General features: G+C 52.5%; 14 protein-coding genes. 10 read left to right on the forward strand and 4 right to left on the reverse strand.

What is annotated here, in order from left to right; translation table 11 throughout:
- Positions 1 to 34: 34 nt before the first annotated feature.
- Positions 35 to 460, reverse strand: a complete 426-nt coding sequence (gene rraB / locus HVZ52_RS20120; RefSeq protein WP_016151501.1) for a ribonuclease E inhibitor RraB — start codon at positions 458 to 460, stop codon at positions 35 to 37.
- A 163-nt stretch (positions 461 to 623) separates the two neighbouring features.
- On the opposite strand from rraB, the gene argF (HVZ52_RS20125) reads away from it, so the two are divergent.
- The gene (gene argF, locus HVZ52_RS20125; RefSeq protein WP_181598634.1) at positions 624 to 1,631 is read left to right on the forward strand and encodes an ornithine carbamoyltransferase; all 1,008 of its coding nucleotides are present in this window, start codon (positions 624 to 626) and stop codon (positions 1,629 to 1,631) included.
- Positions 1,632 to 1,730: 99 nt separating this feature from the next.
- On the opposite strand, the gene HVZ52_RS20130 is transcribed toward argF (HVZ52_RS20125), so the two are convergent.
- The gene (locus tag HVZ52_RS20130) at positions 1,731 to 2,183 is read right to left on the reverse strand and encodes a YhcH/YjgK/YiaL family protein (protein ID WP_016151499.1); all 453 of its coding nucleotides are present in this window, start codon (positions 2,181 to 2,183) and stop codon (positions 1,731 to 1,733) included.
- A 673-nt stretch (positions 2,184 to 2,856) separates the two neighbouring features.
- On the opposite strand from HVZ52_RS20130, the gene arcA reads away from it, so the two are divergent.
- The 5 genes from arcA (at position 2,857) to HVZ52_RS20155 (ending at position 8,162) form a co-directional block, all read left to right on the forward strand.
- Positions 2,857 to 4,077, forward strand: a complete 1,221-nt coding sequence (arcA, locus tag HVZ52_RS20135) for an arginine deiminase (RefSeq protein ID WP_181599308.1) — start codon at positions 2,857 to 2,859, stop codon at positions 4,075 to 4,077.
- A gap of 9 nt (positions 4,078 to 4,086) precedes the next feature.
- A complete protein-coding gene (gene arcC / locus HVZ52_RS20140; protein WP_019078251.1) occupies positions 4,087 to 5,019 on the forward strand; it encodes a carbamate kinase in 933 nt (310 codons plus the stop codon).
- Between the two features lie 55 nt (positions 5,020 to 5,074).
- Positions 5,075 to 6,079: an ornithine carbamoyltransferase gene (gene argF, locus HVZ52_RS20145; RefSeq protein ID WP_016155572.1), complete on the forward strand. Its 1,005-nt coding sequence runs from the start codon at positions 5,075 to 5,077 to the stop codon at positions 6,077 to 6,079.
- A gap of 55 nt (positions 6,080 to 6,134) precedes the next feature.
- Complete coding sequence (locus HVZ52_RS20150; protein ID WP_047499900.1) at positions 6,135 to 7,538, forward strand: YfcC family protein; 1,404 nt, start codon at positions 6,135 to 6,137, stop codon at positions 7,536 to 7,538.
- Positions 7,539 to 7,682: 144 nt separating this feature from the next.
- Positions 7,683 to 8,162, forward strand: a complete 480-nt coding sequence (locus HVZ52_RS20155; protein WP_003839609.1) for an arginine repressor — start codon at positions 7,683 to 7,685, stop codon at positions 8,160 to 8,162.
- Here the strand turns inward: HVZ52_RS20155 and HVZ52_RS20160 are convergent.
- The gene (locus HVZ52_RS20160; RefSeq protein WP_085951096.1) at positions 8,159 to 8,281 is read right to left on the reverse strand and encodes a hypothetical protein; all 123 of its coding nucleotides are present in this window, start codon (positions 8,279 to 8,281) and stop codon (positions 8,159 to 8,161) included. The two genes, HVZ52_RS20155 and HVZ52_RS20160, sit on opposite strands and share 4 nt — an antisense overlap.
- Here HVZ52_RS20160 and pyrL point away from each other — a divergent pair.
- The 4 genes from pyrL to ridA all read left to right on the forward strand — a co-directional run bounded on the left by pyrL (position 8,261) and on the right by ridA (position 10,272).
- Positions 8,261 to 8,362, forward strand: a complete 102-nt coding sequence (gene pyrL / locus HVZ52_RS20165) for a pyr operon leader peptide (protein WP_003025819.1) — start codon at positions 8,261 to 8,263, stop codon at positions 8,360 to 8,362. The two genes, HVZ52_RS20160 and pyrL, sit on opposite strands and share 21 nt — an antisense overlap.
- Positions 8,363 to 8,398: 36 nt before the next feature.
- The gene (gene pyrB / locus HVZ52_RS20175) at positions 8,399 to 9,334 is read left to right on the forward strand and encodes an aspartate carbamoyltransferase (RefSeq protein ID WP_016151493.1); all 936 of its coding nucleotides are present in this window, start codon (positions 8,399 to 8,401) and stop codon (positions 9,332 to 9,334) included.
- 13 nt (positions 9,335 to 9,347) lie between these two features.
- Complete coding sequence (pyrI, locus tag HVZ52_RS20180) at positions 9,348 to 9,809, forward strand: aspartate carbamoyltransferase regulatory subunit (protein ID WP_016151492.1); 462 nt, start codon at positions 9,348 to 9,350, stop codon at positions 9,807 to 9,809.
- Between the two features lie 76 nt (positions 9,810 to 9,885).
- On the forward strand, positions 9,886 to 10,272 hold the full coding sequence (ridA, locus tag HVZ52_RS20185) for a 2-iminobutanoate/2-iminopropanoate deaminase (RefSeq protein WP_016151491.1): 387 nt from the start codon (positions 9,886 to 9,888) through the stop codon (positions 10,270 to 10,272).
- Between the two features lie 61 nt (positions 10,273 to 10,333).
- On the opposite strand, the gene HVZ52_RS20190 is transcribed toward ridA, so the two are convergent.
- Positions 10,334 to 16,594 (reverse strand): autotransporter domain-containing protein, encoded by a 6,261-nt coding sequence (locus tag HVZ52_RS20190; RefSeq protein ID WP_181599314.1) that lies wholly within the window; start codon positions 16,592 to 16,594, stop codon positions 10,334 to 10,336.
- Positions 16,595 to 16,968 lie beyond the last annotated feature (374 nt).

Genomic DNA, 16,968 nt, shown 5'->3' on the forward strand with positions numbered 1-16,968 from the left:
CGGCAGCAGACGCTACCGTAGGTCAGCAGATGACTTAGTGACGCACGCCGTCATCATCTTCGTCGACGAGGTCTTCATCGTCGCCGTCTTCACCTTCTTCGCCGTTCGGGTCTTCAAAATAGGTGCCCCAACCGTCGTATTCCACATCAAATTTTTCAGCCAGGTTCATCAGTTGCTCAACCTGAGCGTCGATCAACTCGGCATTCAGAGCACATTCGCTCAGGATGTCACAGCAAATAACCGTGTCGCCCTCTTCCACCTCCAGCTCTTCCGGCTCGGTCACTTCATAACCCAGCTTGAAGGCTTCTACTGCCGCTTTTTCCAGGGTCTCAAAGTCGTCCGCGGAAAGGTGATGCTCGATGGTGTACAGCGCGTCTGGATCGCTGCCATCTTCGAGTAACTCTTCAATAATCAAGCGCGTTTCTTCACGCTGTTCTTCCAGTAGTTCCGGGTTTGCCATGGCTCATTCCTCATAATGTCCTGCCGATACTCTTATTGTCACATACCGCTGTCATTGCCTCCACCTTTCCAGGAAAGATTTGTTAAACAAGGTTGCAAATGAATAAACATCCATATAAATTGAATTTTAATTCAATAAATGGCCTAAGCCATGTGAGGGAACTATGTCTGCGTTTTATCAGAAACATTTTTTGAAACTGCTTGATTTCACCTCTGCTGAACTCACGTCACTGCTCCAGCTCGCCGCGCAGCTCAAAACGGATAAGAAAAACGGTACCGAGGTCGCTAAACTCACCGGTAAAAACATCGCGCTCATCTTCGAAAAAGACTCAACCCGCACCCGTTGCTCTTTCGAAGTTGCCGCATACGATCAGGGCGCGCGCGTGACGTATCTCGGGCCGAGCGGCAGCCAGATTGGTCATAAAGAGTCGATCAAAGACACCGCCCGCGTACTCGGTCGTATGTACGACGGTATTCAGTATCGGGGCCACGGTCAGGAAATTGTCGAGACGCTGGCGGAATATGCCGGAGTTCCGGTTTGGAACGGATTAACCAACGAATTTCACCCTACCCAACTGCTGGCGGATTTACTCACGATGCAGGAACACCTGCCGGGTAAAGCGTTTAATGAGATGGTGCTGGTCTACACCGGCGATGCCCGCAACAATATGGGCAATTCCATGCTGGAAGCCGCTGCGTTAACCGGACTGGATCTGCGCCTGGTCGCGCCCCAGGCCTGCTGGCCGGAGGAAAGCCTCGTTGCGGAGTGTAAAGCGCTGGCACAGAAAAACGGCGGCAATATAACGCTAACCGAAGATGTCGCCACGGGCGTGAAAGGCGCGGACTTCATCTATACCGACGTCTGGGTATCGATGGGCGAAGCGAAAGAGAAATGGGCCGAACGTATTGCGCAGTTGCGTAAGTACCAGGTTAATAGCGCGATGATGGCGTTGACCGGCAATCCGAAGGTGAAATTCCTGCACTGCCTGCCTGCGTTCCATGACGATCAAACCACGCTTGGCAAACAAATGGCGCAGGAATATGGTCTGCACGGCGGCATGGAAGTGACCGACGAGGTGTTTGAGTCACCCGCCAGTATCGTATTTGATCAGGCAGAAAACCGGATGCACACCATCAAAGCGGTGATGGTCGCGACGCTTTCCAAATCATAGCATTGCGTGATTGAATTGCCGGATGGCGATGCTGACGCACCCTATCCGGCCTACCATCGTACTTCCTTAGGCCGGGTAAGTCGCACCCGGCAAACCGGTTTATGCTACCCGCATTTTCACCACGGCTTTGCGTACCAGCGCCGGAGCGCCGACCGCGCACAGCGGTTTATGCACTTCACCCGGATAAAAGACGACGAAGTCACCTTCGTTCAGCACAACCGTTTTCTCCTGTTCGCCTTCCGGCAGGAAGGCGATATCTTTATCCGCCAGCCAGTCAGTTTCCGGTGCGCCCGCAGGCTGCGTGCTGAAAGTCATGCCTTCCTGACCTTTGAGCAGGATCTGAATATCCAGATAGCGAGCGTGATATTCGGCGCGGCGCTGCGCAAACGGCTCCGTCATATCTTCAGCAATCAGATAGAACAGACGTTCGCCGTCGATGTCGTGCTTACCCTTTTCCGTCGCATCCGTCACGTGCGCTTTAATGTGCTCAATCGCCTGACGCAGCTCTTCCGGCAGCCAGGCATCCAGGTTGTGAATATTGCCGACAATCATTTCAAACCCCTTAATTAAAACATCGTTTCATTTTGGTTGTTATACGAAAAAACGGTCTGCCATACCACTGCTATTTACCGATATTTTGCGTCAACGCATGTTTATCGCTGATGATGTTAAATAATTGCTAATAGCCAGCAACAGGTTATGCATAAACTCTGCATAACTTTCGTCTCATACTTTTCAACTCAGTCACTAACTCACTGTTATATAAAGCTTTATTAGAAAAACCAGCTATCGATCACAGTTTACGTCTCCTTCGTTATCTTTCTTCATCGTCATATTTATTTTGAAATAAACCTTACAGCACAAATAATAAAATAATAGATTCGCATAAAAATTCATTAAATATAGAAAAACATATAAAAATCAACGCACTATTTAATTTATTAAATATTTAGACATGTACATAAAATTAACACAGTTAAATAACAAGACATATTCCTGCGTAGTAATTCAATTATTCATGTTTTTATTTTTTAAATTCTCAGAGCCATCTCATAAATTAAACAACAAATGCCAAACATCGACCTGACTGTGAAATGAATCACGTTTCTATATCAGATAAGATCTAAATATAGATTCTGAAATCAGCTGAAAAATCATGACTGCAATAAACATTATTTGCAGGCACCTCCTCTTTATTTTTTAAAATCGTATTAAAGGAATAATGATGGAAAAGCATTATGTCGGGTCTGAAATCGGTCAATTACGTAGCGTAATGCTACATCGCCCTAACCTCAGCCTAAAAAGGCTGACGCCGTCAAATTGCCAGGAACTGCTTTTTGATGATGTTCTTTCGGTAGAACGTGCAGGAGAAGAGCATGACATTTTCGCCAACACGTTACGTCAACAGGGAATTGAGGTTCTGTTACTCACTGATTTATTGACACAAACTCTGGATATCCCCGATGCCAAAAGCTGGCTACTGGATACACAAATTTCTGATTATCGGCTTGGCCCCGCTTTCGCCACGGATATTCGCGCCTGGCTTGCAGATATGCAGCACCGGGAGCTCGCCCGACATTTAAGCGGTGGGCTGACATACGGAGAAATTCCTGCCTCAATCAAAAATATGGTGGTCGATACTCACGATATTAATGACTTTATTATGAAGCCATTACCAAACCACTTATTTACCCGCGACACCTCATGCTGGATATATAACGGCGTATCCATTAATCCGATGGCAAAAACTGCACGTCAACGAGAAACTAATAACTTGCGGGCGATTTACCGTTGGCATCCACAATTTGCCGATGGTGATTTTATTAAATATTTCGGCGATGAAAATATTAATTACGACCACGCCACATTAGAAGGTGGAGATGTGCTGGTCATTGGTCGCGGCGCAGTTCTCATCGGTATGTCGGAACGTACCACGCCGCAGGGCATTGAGTTCCTTGCCCAGTCGCTATTTAAGCATCGCCAGGCAGAACGCGTCATCGCAGTCGAACTGCCGAAAAATCGCTCCTGTATGCACCTCGATACCGTCATGACCCACATCGATATCGATACCTTCTCCGTCTACCCGGAAGTAGTGCGCCCGGATGTCCAGTGCTGGACCCTGACACCAGACGGGCGCGGCGGCCTGAAACGCACCCAGGAAAGTACGCTGGTACATGCCCTCGAAAAAGCACTTGGCCTCGACCAGATCAATCTGATCACCACCGGTGGCGACGCCTTCGAAGCTGAACGCGAACAGTGGAATGACGCGAACAATGTTCTGACGCTGCGCCCCGGGGTTGTGGTGGGCTACGAACGCAACATCTGGACCAACGAAAAATACGACAAAGCTGGCATCACTGTTTTACCCATTCCTGGCGACGAACTGGGACGTGGGCGCGGCGGAGCGCGCTGCATGAGTTGCCCGCTGGAACGCGACGGTATTTAAGGAGACGTTATGGAAAACAAACCTACCCTGGTTGTGGCGCTGGGCGGCAATGCGCTACTCAAACGCGGCGAACCGCTGGAAGCCGACATCCAACGCAAGAATATTGAGCTGGCGGCAAGAACTCTCGCTCAACTCACGCAGCAGTGGCGTGTAATTCTGGTACACGGCAATGGCCCGCAGGTTGGACTTTTGGCGTTACAAAACAGTGCTTATGCCAACGTCACCCCCTATCCGCTCGATATTCTCGGCGCGGAAAGTCAGGGAATGATTGGCTATATGCTGCAACAGGCCCTGAAAAACCAGCTCCCACAGCGTGAAATTAGTGTCCTGCTGACTCAGGTTGAAGTCGATGCCCACGATCCGGCCTTCAGCAATCCCACCAAATATATCGGGCCGATTTATGACGAACCCCAGGCCCACGCGTTACAGGCGGAAAAAGGCTGGGTTTTCAAAGCCGATGGTAAAGCGTTCCGCCGTGTTGTGCCCTCTCCACAACCCAAACGTATCGTGGAAAGTGACGCCATTCGCACACTGATCGCCCGCGATCATCTGGTTATCTGCAACGGCGGTGGCGGCGTACCGGTAGTGGAAAAAGCCGATGGCTACCACGGTATTGAAGCGGTGATCGACAAAGATCTCTCCGCCGCCCTGCTCGCCAAACAAATCCACGCCGATGCGCTGCTGATCCTGACCGATGCCGATGCGGTGTATCTCGACTGGGGCAAACCTACCCAGCGCCCGCTGGCCCAGGTTACGCCGGAAAGGCTCAGCGAAATGCAATTCGACGCCGGTTCAATGGGCCCCAAAGTCACCGCCTGCGCGGAATTTGTCTCTCACTGTCACGGGATTGCTGGCATCGGCTCATTGGCTGATGGTTCGGCCATTCTCGCCGGTGACAAAGGCACGCTAATTCGGCGCGAAGCCACTGATGTTAACGCTTAAGGCTTTTTTTGCTGGGTAAAGCGAAGCCTTATCCAGCCTACATAAGGATATTTTCATGACTGTTAACCTGAAAAATCGCAATTTTCTCAAATTGCTGGACTACACCCCAACGGAAATCCAGTACCTGATCGATCTGGCTATCGAGTTAAAAACGGCAAAAAAAGCCGGACGCGAAAGGCAAACGCTGGTCGGTAAAAATATCGCGCTAATCTTCGAAAAAACGTCAACTCGCACCCGCTGCGCCTTTGAAGTCGGCGCTTTCGATCAGGGCGCACAGGTGACCTACCTTGGCCCAAGCGGCTCGCAGATTGGTCATAAAGAGTCGATGAAAGATACCGCCCGCGTGTTAGGTCGCATGTATGACGGTATTGAATACCGCGGCTACGGCCAGGAGATAGTGGAAGAACTGGGGCAGTTCGCTGGTGTGCCGGTCTGGAACGGGCTGACGAATGAATTCCACCCTACGCAGATCCTCGCGGATCTGATGACCATGCTGGAACACGCCCCGGGTAAAACCTTACCCGAACTGAGCTTCGCTTACCTCGGTGACGCCCGCAATAACATGGGCAATTCGCTGATGGTCGGCGCGGCGAAAATGGGGATGGATATTCGTCTGGTCGCACCGAAATCCTTCTGGCCGGACGAGGCGCTGGTTGCCGAATGCCGTGAAATCGCCAGCGTGACGGGCGCGCGCATTACGCTCACAGAGGATGTTGAGGAAGGCGTTTACGACGTGGACTTTCTCTACACCGATGTCTGGGTTTCGATGGGGGAACCCAAAGAGGCGTGGGCAGAACGCGTCAGCCTGATGACGCCTTATCAAATTAACCAGCAGGTCATCGATGCGACCGGCAATCCCAATGTGAAATTCATGCACTGCCTGCCCGCCTTCCATAACGAGCACACCAAAGTGGGCCGTGAAATCGAAGCGGCTTACGGCCTGAAAGGGCTTGAAGTCACGGAGGAGGTATTTGAGTCAGCGCATTCCATCGTCTTCGACGAAGCAGAAAACCGGATGCATACCATTAAAGCGGTCATGGTAGCGACACTCGGCGACTAACCCCAGCGGGCATGTGTCGCCTGGCGGCATATGCCCAAGCTATCCGGAGAACATCATGGGCAAATTCAAATTTCCCAGCGCGTATACCATCCTGTTTATTCTTATAGCGCTCGTCGCCGTTATGACCTGGATTGTCCCTGCCGGGAAATACCAGATGGCGATGAATGCTACCCTGGGCAAAGAAGTGCCGGTTGCCGGTACCTATGCCCCAACAGAGGCGCATCCACAAGGTTTAACGGCTGTACTGCTGGCTCCGATTGACGGGCTTTATAACCACGAAACCTACACCGCAGGCGCGATTGATGTGGCGTTGTTTGTCCTGATTATTGGCGGGTTTCTCGGCGTGGTAAACAAAACGGGCGCCATCGACGCCGGCATCGAACGCGTGACGGTCAGGCTGAACGGCAAAGAAGAGTGGATGATCCCCATCCTGATGGGACTTTTCGCCGCCGGAGGCACGATTTACGGCATGGCGGAAGAATCACTCCCTTTCTACACCTTATTGGTTCCGGTCATGATGGCTGCGCGCTTTGATCCACTGGTTGCTGCTGCAACCGTTTTGCTTGGCGCAGGCATCGGCACCCTCGGTTCAACAATCAACCCTTTCGCAACGGTTATCGCCGCTAACGCCGCCGGGATCCCCTTCACCCAGGGAATGCTGATGCGCATTCTGCTGCTGGTCGTCGGCTATGTTATCTGTGTGGTATGGGTCATGCGCTATGCACGGAAAGTTCGCAGCCATCCTGAGCTTTCCATCGTGGCCGATAAAATGGAGGAAAACCGTGCCCATTTTCTCGGTAGTCGCGCCAATACCAATCTTGAATTCACGGCTACGCGTAAGTGGATCCTGCTGATATTCGCCGCCGCCTTTGCAGTGATGATTTATGGCGTCGCGGTGCTCGGCTGGTGGATGGCTGAAATATCTGGGGTTTTTCTGGCATCTGCGATTATCGTCGGCGTGATTGCCCGCATGAGTGAAGAAGCATTCACCAGTACCTTCATTGACGGGGCACGGGATCTGCTCGGTGTGGCGCTGATTATCGGCATTGCGCGCGGTATCGTCGTGGTGATGGACAACGGCATGATCACCCACACCATTTTGCACAGCGCCGAAAATTTAGTCTCCGGTCTGTCCACCACCATTTTCATCAATGTGACTTACTGGCTGGAAGTCTTGCTCTCCTTCCTGGTCCCTTCCTCGTCTGGCCTGGCGGTGCTCACGATGCCCATTATGGCCCCGCTGGCTGACTTCGCCCATGTGCAAAGGGATCTGGTCGTCACCGCGTATCAATCCGCTTCCGGCATTGTGAATCTGATTACCCCCACCTCAGCGGTTGTGATGGGTGGGTTGGCCATCGCTCGTGTTCCTTATGTGCGCTACCTGAAATGGGTCGCACCACTGCTGCTAATTCTGACGGTGCTGAACATGGTTGTTCTGAGTATCGGCGCGATGCTGTAGTCCTGTTGGCCGTCGGATCCCGACGGCTTTTTTGAGCGCGCTCTCGTTTTTCTGCACAACCGCCCGTTTGAGCCGTTATTGATACTGCAAATGTGGTGAATTTCGCCATCGCATTGATACAAATGATAAATTTAGGGTGTTTTTATGAAGGAATTCGATGATTACTCGACCAAAGAGCAGAAACAGTTGGCGATTTGTCAGCGCCTGATTAGCGAAAAAAGCTACCTGTCTCAGGAAGCGCTTCGCCGCGATCTACAACACCATGGTTTCACCGGGATTAGCCAGTCAACGGTATCTCGTCTGCTGAAACTGCTCGGTGCTATAAAAATAAGAAATACAAAAGGGCAAAAAATTTATTCTGTAAATCCGCAATCACGACCCGCGCCTGATGCTGCCCGATCGATTGCTGAAATGGTGGTCAGCGTGGAACACAATAGCGAGTTTATCCTCATCCACACGGCGGCTGGCTATGGTCGCGCCGTAGCCAGAATCCTCGATTATCACGCGTTGCCAGAAATTCTCGGCGTCATTGCCGGTAGCAGTATTGTCTGGGTCGCGCCGCGGGTGGTACAGCGAACGGGCCTGGTCCATAAACAGATTAATTATCTATTCAAAATGAATTAAAATTCATAAGAACCGTTTGCGATGAATAAATAGTGCATTTTTCGCTTGATCCCATAACGGAGCTGAGTATAATCGCGGACAATTTGCCGGGAGGATGTATGGTTCAGTGTGTACGACATTTTGTCTTACCGCGTCTGAAAAAGGACGCTGGCCTGCCGTTTTTCTTTCCGTTGATCACCCATTCCGAGCCCCTCAATTGAGGGGCTTTTTTTTTGCCCAGGCGTCAGGAGATAAACATGGCTAACCCGCTCTATCAAAAACACATCATTTCCATAAACGACCTCAGCCGCGATGACCTTAATCTGGTCCTCGCGACGGCGGCGAAATTAAAAGCTAACCCGCAGCCAGAGCTGTTAAAACATAAGGTCATCGCCAGTTGCTTCTTTGAAGCGTCAACCCGCACCCGTTTATCTTTTGAAACCTCCATGCACCGTCTGGGCGCCAGCGTGGTGGGTTTCTCTGACAGCAGCAACACGTCGCTTGGCAAAAAAGGCGAAACTCTGGCCGACACCATTTCCGTCATCAGCACCTATGTCGACGCCATCGTGATGCGTCATCCGCAGGAAGGTGCCGCGCGTCTGGCAACCGAGTTCTCCGGTAACGTGCCGGTACTTAACGCCGGCGACGGTTCCAACCAGCATCCCACCCAAACGCTGCTGGATCTGTTTACCATTCAGGAAACGCAGGGCCGCCTGGACAATCTGCAAATCGCCATGGTGGGTGACCTGAAATATGGCCGCACCGTCCACTCCCTGACCCAGGCGCTGGCAAAGTTCGAAGGTAACCGCTTCTACTTCATCGCCCCGGACGCGCTGGCCATGCCGCAATACATTCTGGATATGCTGAATGAAAAAGGTATCGCCTGGAGCCTGCATGGCACTATCGAAGAGGTAATGGCGGAGGTCGATATCCTCTACATGACCCGCGTACAAAAAGAGCGTCTGGACCCGTCCGAATACGCCAATGTGAAAGCACAGTTTGTTCTGCGTGCCAGCGATCTGAACGGTGCCAGAGCGAACATGAAGGTGCTGCATCCGCTGCCGCGCATCGATGAAATCACCACCGACGTCGACAAGACGCCGCACGCCTGGTATTTCCAGCAGGCTGGCAACGGCATCTTCGCCCGCCAGGCGTTACTGGCACTGGTACTGAATAGCGAACTGGCACTGTAAGGGAGAAAAAGAGATGACACACGATAACAAACTGCAGGTTGAAGCCATCAAACGTGGCACCGTAATTGACCACATTCCCGCACAGGTTGGTTTTAAGCTGCTGACGTTGTTCAAACTGACTGAAACCGACCAGCGTATCACCATCGGCCTGAACCTGCCGTCTGGCGAGATGGGCCGTAAAGACCTGATTAAAATCGAAAATACGTTCCTGACCGACGAGCAGGTAAACCAGCTCTCCCTGTACGCTCCGCAGGCAACGGTAAACCGCATTGACGATTATGACGTGGTGGGTAAATCACGTCCGAGCCTGCCTGAACGTATCGATAACGTGCTGGTTTGCCCGAACAGCAACTGCATCAGCCATGCTGAACCAGTATCGTCCAGTTTTTCAGTGAAAAAGCGCGCTGACGACATCGCACTCAAATGCAAATACTGTGAAAAAGAGTTTTCGCATTATGTGGTGCTGGCCAACTAATTGGTGTTGGTAATGATTTCCCGGCTCCCTATAATGGCCGGGAACATTCTATTACCGCTGTAATTCAGGAGAAATCATGAGCAAGACTATCGCGACGGAAAATGCACCAGCAGCAATCGGCCCATACGTTCAGGGCGTTGACCTGGGTAGCATGGTAATCACTTCCGGTCAGATCCCGGTCGATCCGAAAACCGGTGCCGTATCGGAAGACGTGTCCGCTCAGGCGCGTCAGTCGCTGGAAAACGTACAAGCTATCGTTGAAGCAGCAGGCCTGAAAGTGGGCGACATCGTAAAAACTACCGTCTTCGTTAAAGACCTGAACGATTTCGCAACCGTAAACGCGACCTACGAAGCGTTCTTCACCGAGCACAACGCCACCTTCCCGGCGCGTTCTTGCGTGGAAGTTGCCCGTCTGCCGAAAGACGTGAAAATCGAGATTGAAGCGATCGCCGTTCGTCGCTAAGCGTAAAAAAAACCGCCGGAAATCACTCCGGCGGTTCTGTTTTTACTCACTCAGGCTGTTATCAGAAATTGTGTTTAATATTCAGCATAAAGCCCTTGTCGCTGATGTTGTCCTCTTTCCAGTGGAAAGCGTCCAGCCCGGCGCTGGTGTTACCGGCGTTATACTTCACACCCACCTGTGCCATGCTGTTGATGCTGCCACCTTTCTGACCGTCGTCAACGTTGAAGCTCTGACCTGCCGCCCCCTGCAGGGACGCTTTTTTGCCAGTGCTGACGTAGCTCAGGTTCGGGCCGCCTTCCAGCGTCGCCGTTGCTGCCCAGCCATCCTTACCGGCATAGCTCAGCTTCATACCCACCACTGAATCAACCGCCGTTTCCGTGCTGCTGTTCATGTTCAGGTTAAAGTCGCCAGCACCGCGCTCCTGATAACCGTCTTCCATGGTGTGACGCAGTTTCAGACCAGCATATGGCACAACATCCAGCCCTTCGCTGACGGCGAAGGTTTTACGACCCTCGGTACGCAGCTCCAGGTACTGCTGACGGCTGTCCGCCAGCGCCTGTTTGTTGACATCACCGTAGTTAATGCCGCGTTTGCTGTCGAGCTGATGTACGTCGTAACGCAGGGCGTTGTTCCAGGAGAGACCTTCCTCGCCGAGCGGCATGGCGTGCTCCAGACCCAGGAACTGGCTGTAACCGCCGGTGATACCGTCGCTGCCGGAAGAGACATTGCCTTTACCGTCCAGACGGGCAATACCGTACTCCATGGTCAGCGACTGATTATCGCCAAAGCCCAGTTTCTGACGCAGAGCCATCATGTCGTACTGAGTGTCTTTACCCAGTTCGGCACGCTGGTCACCTTTCGCCACCAGGTTAAACGACAGACCGTTACCCAGTTCCGGCGCGGCATCCGCCAGCATATCGAAGCGGTTGCTGAGTCTGCGGGCGTCGCGGGAGACGTTCACAGCCTTGTTGCCGCTGATTTGCTTCATCGCCTTCGTCACGTCGGCAGAGGTTTTCAGGTTCAGGCTGCTGAACAGCTCGTTGTTGGTGTACGCGGCATCCAGCGCGCCGGCAACACCGCTGACGCTGCTGTCGGTCACCACGTCGGTGTAGGCGTTTTTGGTCATGGTGACGTCAACGTTGCCGCTGGCATCCTTCTGACCCTGCGCGCTCCACACCACGCTGGCGGATTTAATGTTCTGCTCACCCTGGATATCTTCGCCGACAAATACGTCGTTGAAGGTCTGAGTAGTGGCAGCCGTACCTGCGGTGAAGCCGGTATCCACATCCACATCGCCCAGGTCAACATAATCGGCGGTCAGCGTACCGGCGGTGCCGCTGGCGCTGGTGCCGATGGTGTACTGGCTGACGCTGGAGCGCAGGCCTTTACTCTGCACAGGAGCCACAGTCGGGTCGGTCGGCAGGGTATAAGAAGCCGCATGGGTTTCCGTGCCGTTGCCGCCGGTGCCGTTACCTTCCACCGTCACATCAAACTCTTTCACCAGCCCGCTGCCGGTACCTTCCAGCAGGACCGTGCCGTTGTTGATGATGCGACCGTTTGCACCCAGGCGGCTGAAGGCGTAAGAGTCTTTGGCGTAAATATTAATCGCGCCGTTGTTCTCAATCACCGCATCAGCCGTGGCACCAGCGTCCATCTGCATGGCAATCATGCCGGTTTCATCCGTACCGGTTGTCCCCAGATTGATGGTGCCGTTGTTGACCAGTTGGGCATTCTTGCTGCCTTTCATACCAATGGCGCCGCTGCCGCTGAGATTCATGGTGCCGTCGTTGATACCCACATAGTTACTGTTGGTCAGGCTGACCGCGCTCTGGCCGGATGCTGTGGCGGTGAAGTTAATCACCCCGTCATCCTGGTTCCAGGCAAAGGCTTTACCTGCCGCAGCGTCTGAGGAAGAGCCGACCAGCGTTTTACCCGTGGCCGTTGCAGTGCCGTCGTTGATAAAGTCCGCGGTGCCGCCCCATATGTTGATACCTGCACCCGTTGAACTATTGGTCACCGTAATGGTGCCGCCCTTCTCGTTCTTCAAGGTACTGTCATTATTCAGATGGACGGCGTTTTTGTTGTTATCAAGGGTAATGGTTCCGCCCGACAGGTTATCAAACACGCTGTTGTTTTTCAGGTCCAGTTTGCTGGCGTTGGTGGCGTCGGCGCTGCTGCCCAGGGTGGCGGTACCGCTGTTGCTGACTTTGCCTGAGCCGTTCATTTCCGCACCACGGGTCATCGTGCCAGTGTTAACCATCTTACCGGAGACTGTGGTCTTGCCGCTAAGGGTACCGCTGTTATTCACCACGCCGCTGGCGTTAACGGTCAACGGCGCACTGGTCACCGCACCAGTCTGGTTGTTATAGATACCCTCGACTGTCAACGTTGAGGTGCCATCAACCGTGCCGGTATTGCTGACTGTACTGCCGGACATCACGCTCGTCGCTTTGCTCAGGGTGGTGGTGCCCGTCAGAATCGAGCCGTCCGCCAGTTCCGGTGTCGTTGCCGTGGCACTGTTATCCGCATCGGCTGACGCATTCGCCCCCAGAATAATCTGTCCGCGGTTGATAATACGGTTGTTGGCATTACCATCAGAATAAAACGCCTTACCATTCTCAGCATTGATATTAATTATGCCGGTAGTGTCGTTAATGGCTGTACCACCGCTATACACCGCCATACCGACCAGCGGTTCATTGCCAGTGTAATTCTCATTTTTCTCGAGATTGATCGTGCCCTGGTTGATCACCTGGTTGGTCGCCCCTCTGGCCACCATACCGGCACCAGCGTTATACACAGTGATAGTACCGCCTTGGTGGTTGGTGGCGGTGCCACCTTTATCTATCACATCAAAATAAGTATTGATTCCAACGCTCATGCCAACGGCGTAATCTCTTGGGCTGGCGGCTGAAGGAACAGTTGCTCCCATAACAGTCGTGTCTGCAGCATCTTTCCACAGCCCATCTGTCGTTATTTTCCCGAAGTTATCTGCGTTTCCTGACCTACTTGCAACCATAGCCGTCCCGCGTCCGTAAACTTCAAGATTGCCCTGGGTACTGTTCGTAGCGCGGGAATTTTCACCAATAGCAACCATTAACTCCTGTGATATGACACTGTTGTTCGTCGTAAACTCACTACCCAAACTTTTGTCATCAAGGTTAACGATACTGTCCTGATTAAGGATTTCACCGGTAATGGTGCCATTATTAACCACAATGGCTCCCTCACGTGCATCCATGGCGTGAAGAGAGCCGCTTTGAGCTGTTCTTGCGGCACTGGTTCTGTTGAGTTCAATCGTATTTTCATTGACGGCGGAAGAGCCCATCCCTGCTACTTGTACCAGAGATATGTCATTGACAGAAATCGTCCCTTTGTTGGCGAAGGAAGCCCCTGATTTCACGTCAATCAGATATGAAGCCTCCATTGTGGATTTATAGTCGTCTACGACGGCATTTTTGTTCTCAAAGGTCGCCCCTTCGGTCAGTTCCAGGTAGGCACCACCAGATAAGGAGAATAATGGAGCGATCCCTGCCCCGAACTCACCTTCAACTTTAGAGTTACCGCTTACATACACCTTCGAATTCCCATCGACTTTAATCAGGGATGTTGTACTAGCACCTTTACGCTGATTAGCAAGGGCGTCTCCGGCAGCGGTGTCTGCAATCTGGTCACGCTCACCGGTCAGCGTAACTCCGCCCAGCAAGTCAACCCGGTTATTATCCCCGGTTACCACCAGACCCTGAATTTTTTCCTGGGTTCCGTGTGAAACCGCATATCCATTGCCAACCACTTCAGTATCAGCAATCACCTGCAAATGCCCGTCCAGACTCACAGTGTTGTTCGTGCCGCTGACATTAATCCCAGTCGATGGGGTAAAGAAATTATCTGCCGCCAGCGGGGAGGTCTGGTCTTTATCCACCACCATATTGCCGGTCAGCGTCACCTTGTTGGCTTCACCGGAAACGTTGACACCGGTCGCCTGCTGACCGGTGATGCTCATCTCTTCAGACGTCAGGTTAATGGTGTTCGATTTACCCACCACGTTCAGACCGGTGGAGAAATCACCCACCACCATTTTACCGTTCTGGTTGACGGTGTTGTTATTACCGGCGACATCCACCCCGGTGCTCGGTTTGGTACTATCGGTACTGCCGGCGGTCATTTCCCCTGCGTTGTTCAGGGTGTTGCCGTCGCCGCTGACTTTTGCCCCCGTCGCGCCGTCAATGGCTTTGCTGGCACCATTGTTATTGATGGTATTGTTATTACCCGCGACATCAGTACCGGCAGAACCTGCGCCCTCCGCGGTGGTGCTGCCTTTGTTGTCGATGGTGTTGCCGTTGCCGTCCACATCCGTACCGGTCGCGCCGTTGGTGGCGTTGGTGTCGCCTTCGTTGTTGATTTTGTTGCCGTCGCCGGTTACGTCGGTACCCGTTGAGCCAGCGCCATCTGCAGTGGTTTTACCCTTGTTGTCGATGGTGTTGTTGTTGCCGTCAACGTCCGTGCCGGTACCACCATTGGTGGCGCCAGTATCACCTTCGTTATTGATGGTGTTGCCGTTACCGTCAGCTTTTGTACCGGTGGAGCCTTCGCCGTCTGCGGTATTTTTACCCTTATTGTCGATGGTGTTGTTGTCACCGGTTACGTCCGTGCCCTTACCACCATTAGTGGCACCAGTATCACCTTCGTTATTGATTTTGTTGCCGTCACCATTTACGTCTGTACCCGTAGCGCCTGCACCATCAGCCGTGTTGTTACCTTTGTTGTCGATGGTGTTACCGTTACCGTCAGCCTGGGTACCGGTAGAGCCTTCACCCTGCGCTGAGTTATTACCGCTGTTGTTGATGTCGTTGTTGTCACCGGTCACGTCGGTGCCCGTGCCGCCGTTGGCACCGCTGTTCTCGCCACCGTTATTGATGGTATTGCCGTTACCGTCAGCTTTTGTACCGGTGGAGCCTTCGCCGTCTGCGGTATTTTTACCCTTATTGTCGATGGTGTTGTTGTCACCGGTTACGTCCGTGCCCGTACCACCATTAGTGGCACCAGTATCACCTTCGTTATTGATTTTGTTGCCGTCACCATTTACGTCTGTACCCGTAGCGCCTGCACCATCAGCCGTGTTGTTACCTTTGTTGTCGATGGTGTTACCGTTACCGTCAGCCTGGGTACCGGTAGAGCCTTCACCCTGCGCTGAGTTATTACCGTTGTTGTTGATGTCGTTGTTGTCACCGGTCACGTCGGTGCCCGTACCGCCGTTGGCACCGCTGTTCTCACCACCGTTATTGATGGTGTTGCCGTTACCGTCAGCTTTTGTACCGGTGGAGCCTTCACCGTCTGCGGTATTTTTACCCTTATTGTCGATGGTGTTGTCATTACCGTCCACGCCAGTGCCGGTGCCGCCGTTGGTGCCACTGTTATCACCGGTGTTGTTGATGTCGTTGCCGTCACCGGTCACGTCTGTACCGGTGGAGCCTTCACCGTCTGCGGTATTTTTGCCGCCGTTGTTGATAGTGTTGTCGTTGCCGTTCACGTCGGTGCCGGTGCCGCCGCCAGTAGCGCCGGTATCGCCATTCACATTAACATCGTTATCATCACCGTTGATAATCGTCCCGGTATCGCCCGGGCCGCCTGCGGTGGAGCCGCCATCAACGGTTTTCTGCTGCCCGTCGCCGTCGATAACCGTGGTGTCTGCGCTCGCCAGGGTAAGCTCTCCTGCGCGGTTGTACGACCAGAACAGGTTGTTACTGCCGTACGTTCCCTGCATCACCAGCGCATTGCCCATCACGTTCAGGCTGGTCACGGTCAGGGTTTTGCCGTCCGGCGCGGTCAGCAGGTAGCCGTCGCCCTGCTTGGTAATGGCGAAGGTGGCATTGGTATAAGTGACGCCGTTCACCACCAGCGAGGCAAAGGTCAGGGTTTTCGCGCCCCGGTCAAGGGTAACGCCATTGTCATAAACGGAGGGGGGGGTATCAGGTGTAACGGGGTCCACCGGATCGACAGGTGTTACCGGGTCCACAGGCGTTACTGGATCAACAGGCAACCCGGAGGACGAATGGCTGCCGCCGCCGCCGCCACTCGCCGCGATACCCACCGTGGCGGCCACAGCAGCGATACCGCCCACCGCCCATGCCCAGCCCTGCTCTAAAACGCTTTCCGTGGCTTTCTGGCACTCCGGCGACAGTTTGGCCAGCTCAGCCTGAGAAAGGCTGCTGATATTTTCGGGACACTGCTTTTTTTTGTCTTCGTTGTTGTTAAGATCGGCGGCAAATGTATTACCGCTTAATGCCAGGGCAATACAAAATGAAATAGCTTTCCTTTGCATAATGTTACTCTCTCTGATGTGAGCGAAATGATATAGATAAAACGACATAGCGACGAAACACGCCGCCGCAGATTCTCCGAATCTGTAATGCAGCGGCACCATATAAATAAATTTATATAGAAGCAAGTATATCCAAAGACATATTTCATAACAACGAATCACCGCCATGAATATATATCTCAACGCATTGTTTTTATTGGGATTGATAAAAATAAGAATAAAGGAATCATTAAAAAAAACATAAAATACAACATGTTGCAATCATAGATTTTTATGTAAATTTTTTAATTCTCGATATTTTGCGGAATGAATGGAGGGGGAGTGCTAAGGCATATCTTATAAATTATAATTTTTAATGTATGAATATTAAAAAA

The organism is Citrobacter sp. RHB36-C18, assembly GCF_013814485.1.
Taxonomy (GTDB): domain Bacteria; phylum Pseudomonadota; class Gammaproteobacteria; order Enterobacterales; family Enterobacteriaceae; genus Citrobacter; species Citrobacter braakii.

Bases quoted from the DNA above. Each gene is read 5' to 3' on its own strand.
- rraB (WP_016151501.1), bottom strand. From the start codon at position 460: ATGGCAAACCCGGAACTACTGGAAGAACAGCGTGAAGAAACGCGCTTG.
- argF (WP_181598634.1), top strand. From the start codon at position 624: ATGTCTGCGTTTTATCAGAAACATTTTTTGAAACTGCTTGATTTCACC.
- HVZ52_RS20130 (WP_016151499.1), bottom strand. From the start codon at position 2,183: ATGATTGTCGGCAATATTCACAACCTGGATGCCTGGCTGCCGGAAGAG.
- arcA (WP_181599308.1), top strand. From the start codon at position 2,857: ATGGAAAAGCATTATGTCGGGTCTGAAATCGGTCAATTACGTAGCGTA.
- arcC (WP_019078251.1), top strand. From the start codon at position 4,087: ATGGAAAACAAACCTACCCTGGTTGTGGCGCTGGGCGGCAATGCGCTA.
- argF (WP_016155572.1), top strand. From the start codon at position 5,075: ATGACTGTTAACCTGAAAAATCGCAATTTTCTCAAATTGCTGGACTAC.
- HVZ52_RS20150 (WP_047499900.1), top strand. From the start codon at position 6,135: ATGGGCAAATTCAAATTTCCCAGCGCGTATACCATCCTGTTTATTCTT.
- HVZ52_RS20155 (WP_003839609.1), top strand. From the start codon at position 7,683: ATGAAGGAATTCGATGATTACTCGACCAAAGAGCAGAAACAGTTGGCG.
- pyrL (WP_003025819.1), top strand. From the start codon at position 8,261: ATGGTTCAGTGTGTACGACATTTTGTCTTACCGCGTCTGAAAAAGGAC.
- HVZ52_RS20160 (WP_085951096.1), bottom strand. From the start codon at position 8,281: ATGTCGTACACACTGAACCATACATCCTCCCGGCAAATTGTCCGCGAT.
- pyrB (WP_016151493.1), top strand. From the start codon at position 8,399: ATGGCTAACCCGCTCTATCAAAAACACATCATTTCCATAAACGACCTC.
- pyrI (WP_016151492.1), top strand. From the start codon at position 9,348: ATGACACACGATAACAAACTGCAGGTTGAAGCCATCAAACGTGGCACC.
- ridA (WP_016151491.1), top strand. From the start codon at position 9,886: ATGAGCAAGACTATCGCGACGGAAAATGCACCAGCAGCAATCGGCCCA.
- HVZ52_RS20190 (WP_181599314.1), bottom strand. From the start codon at position 16,594: ATGCAAAGGAAAGCTATTTCATTTTGTATTGCCCTGGCATTAAGCGGT.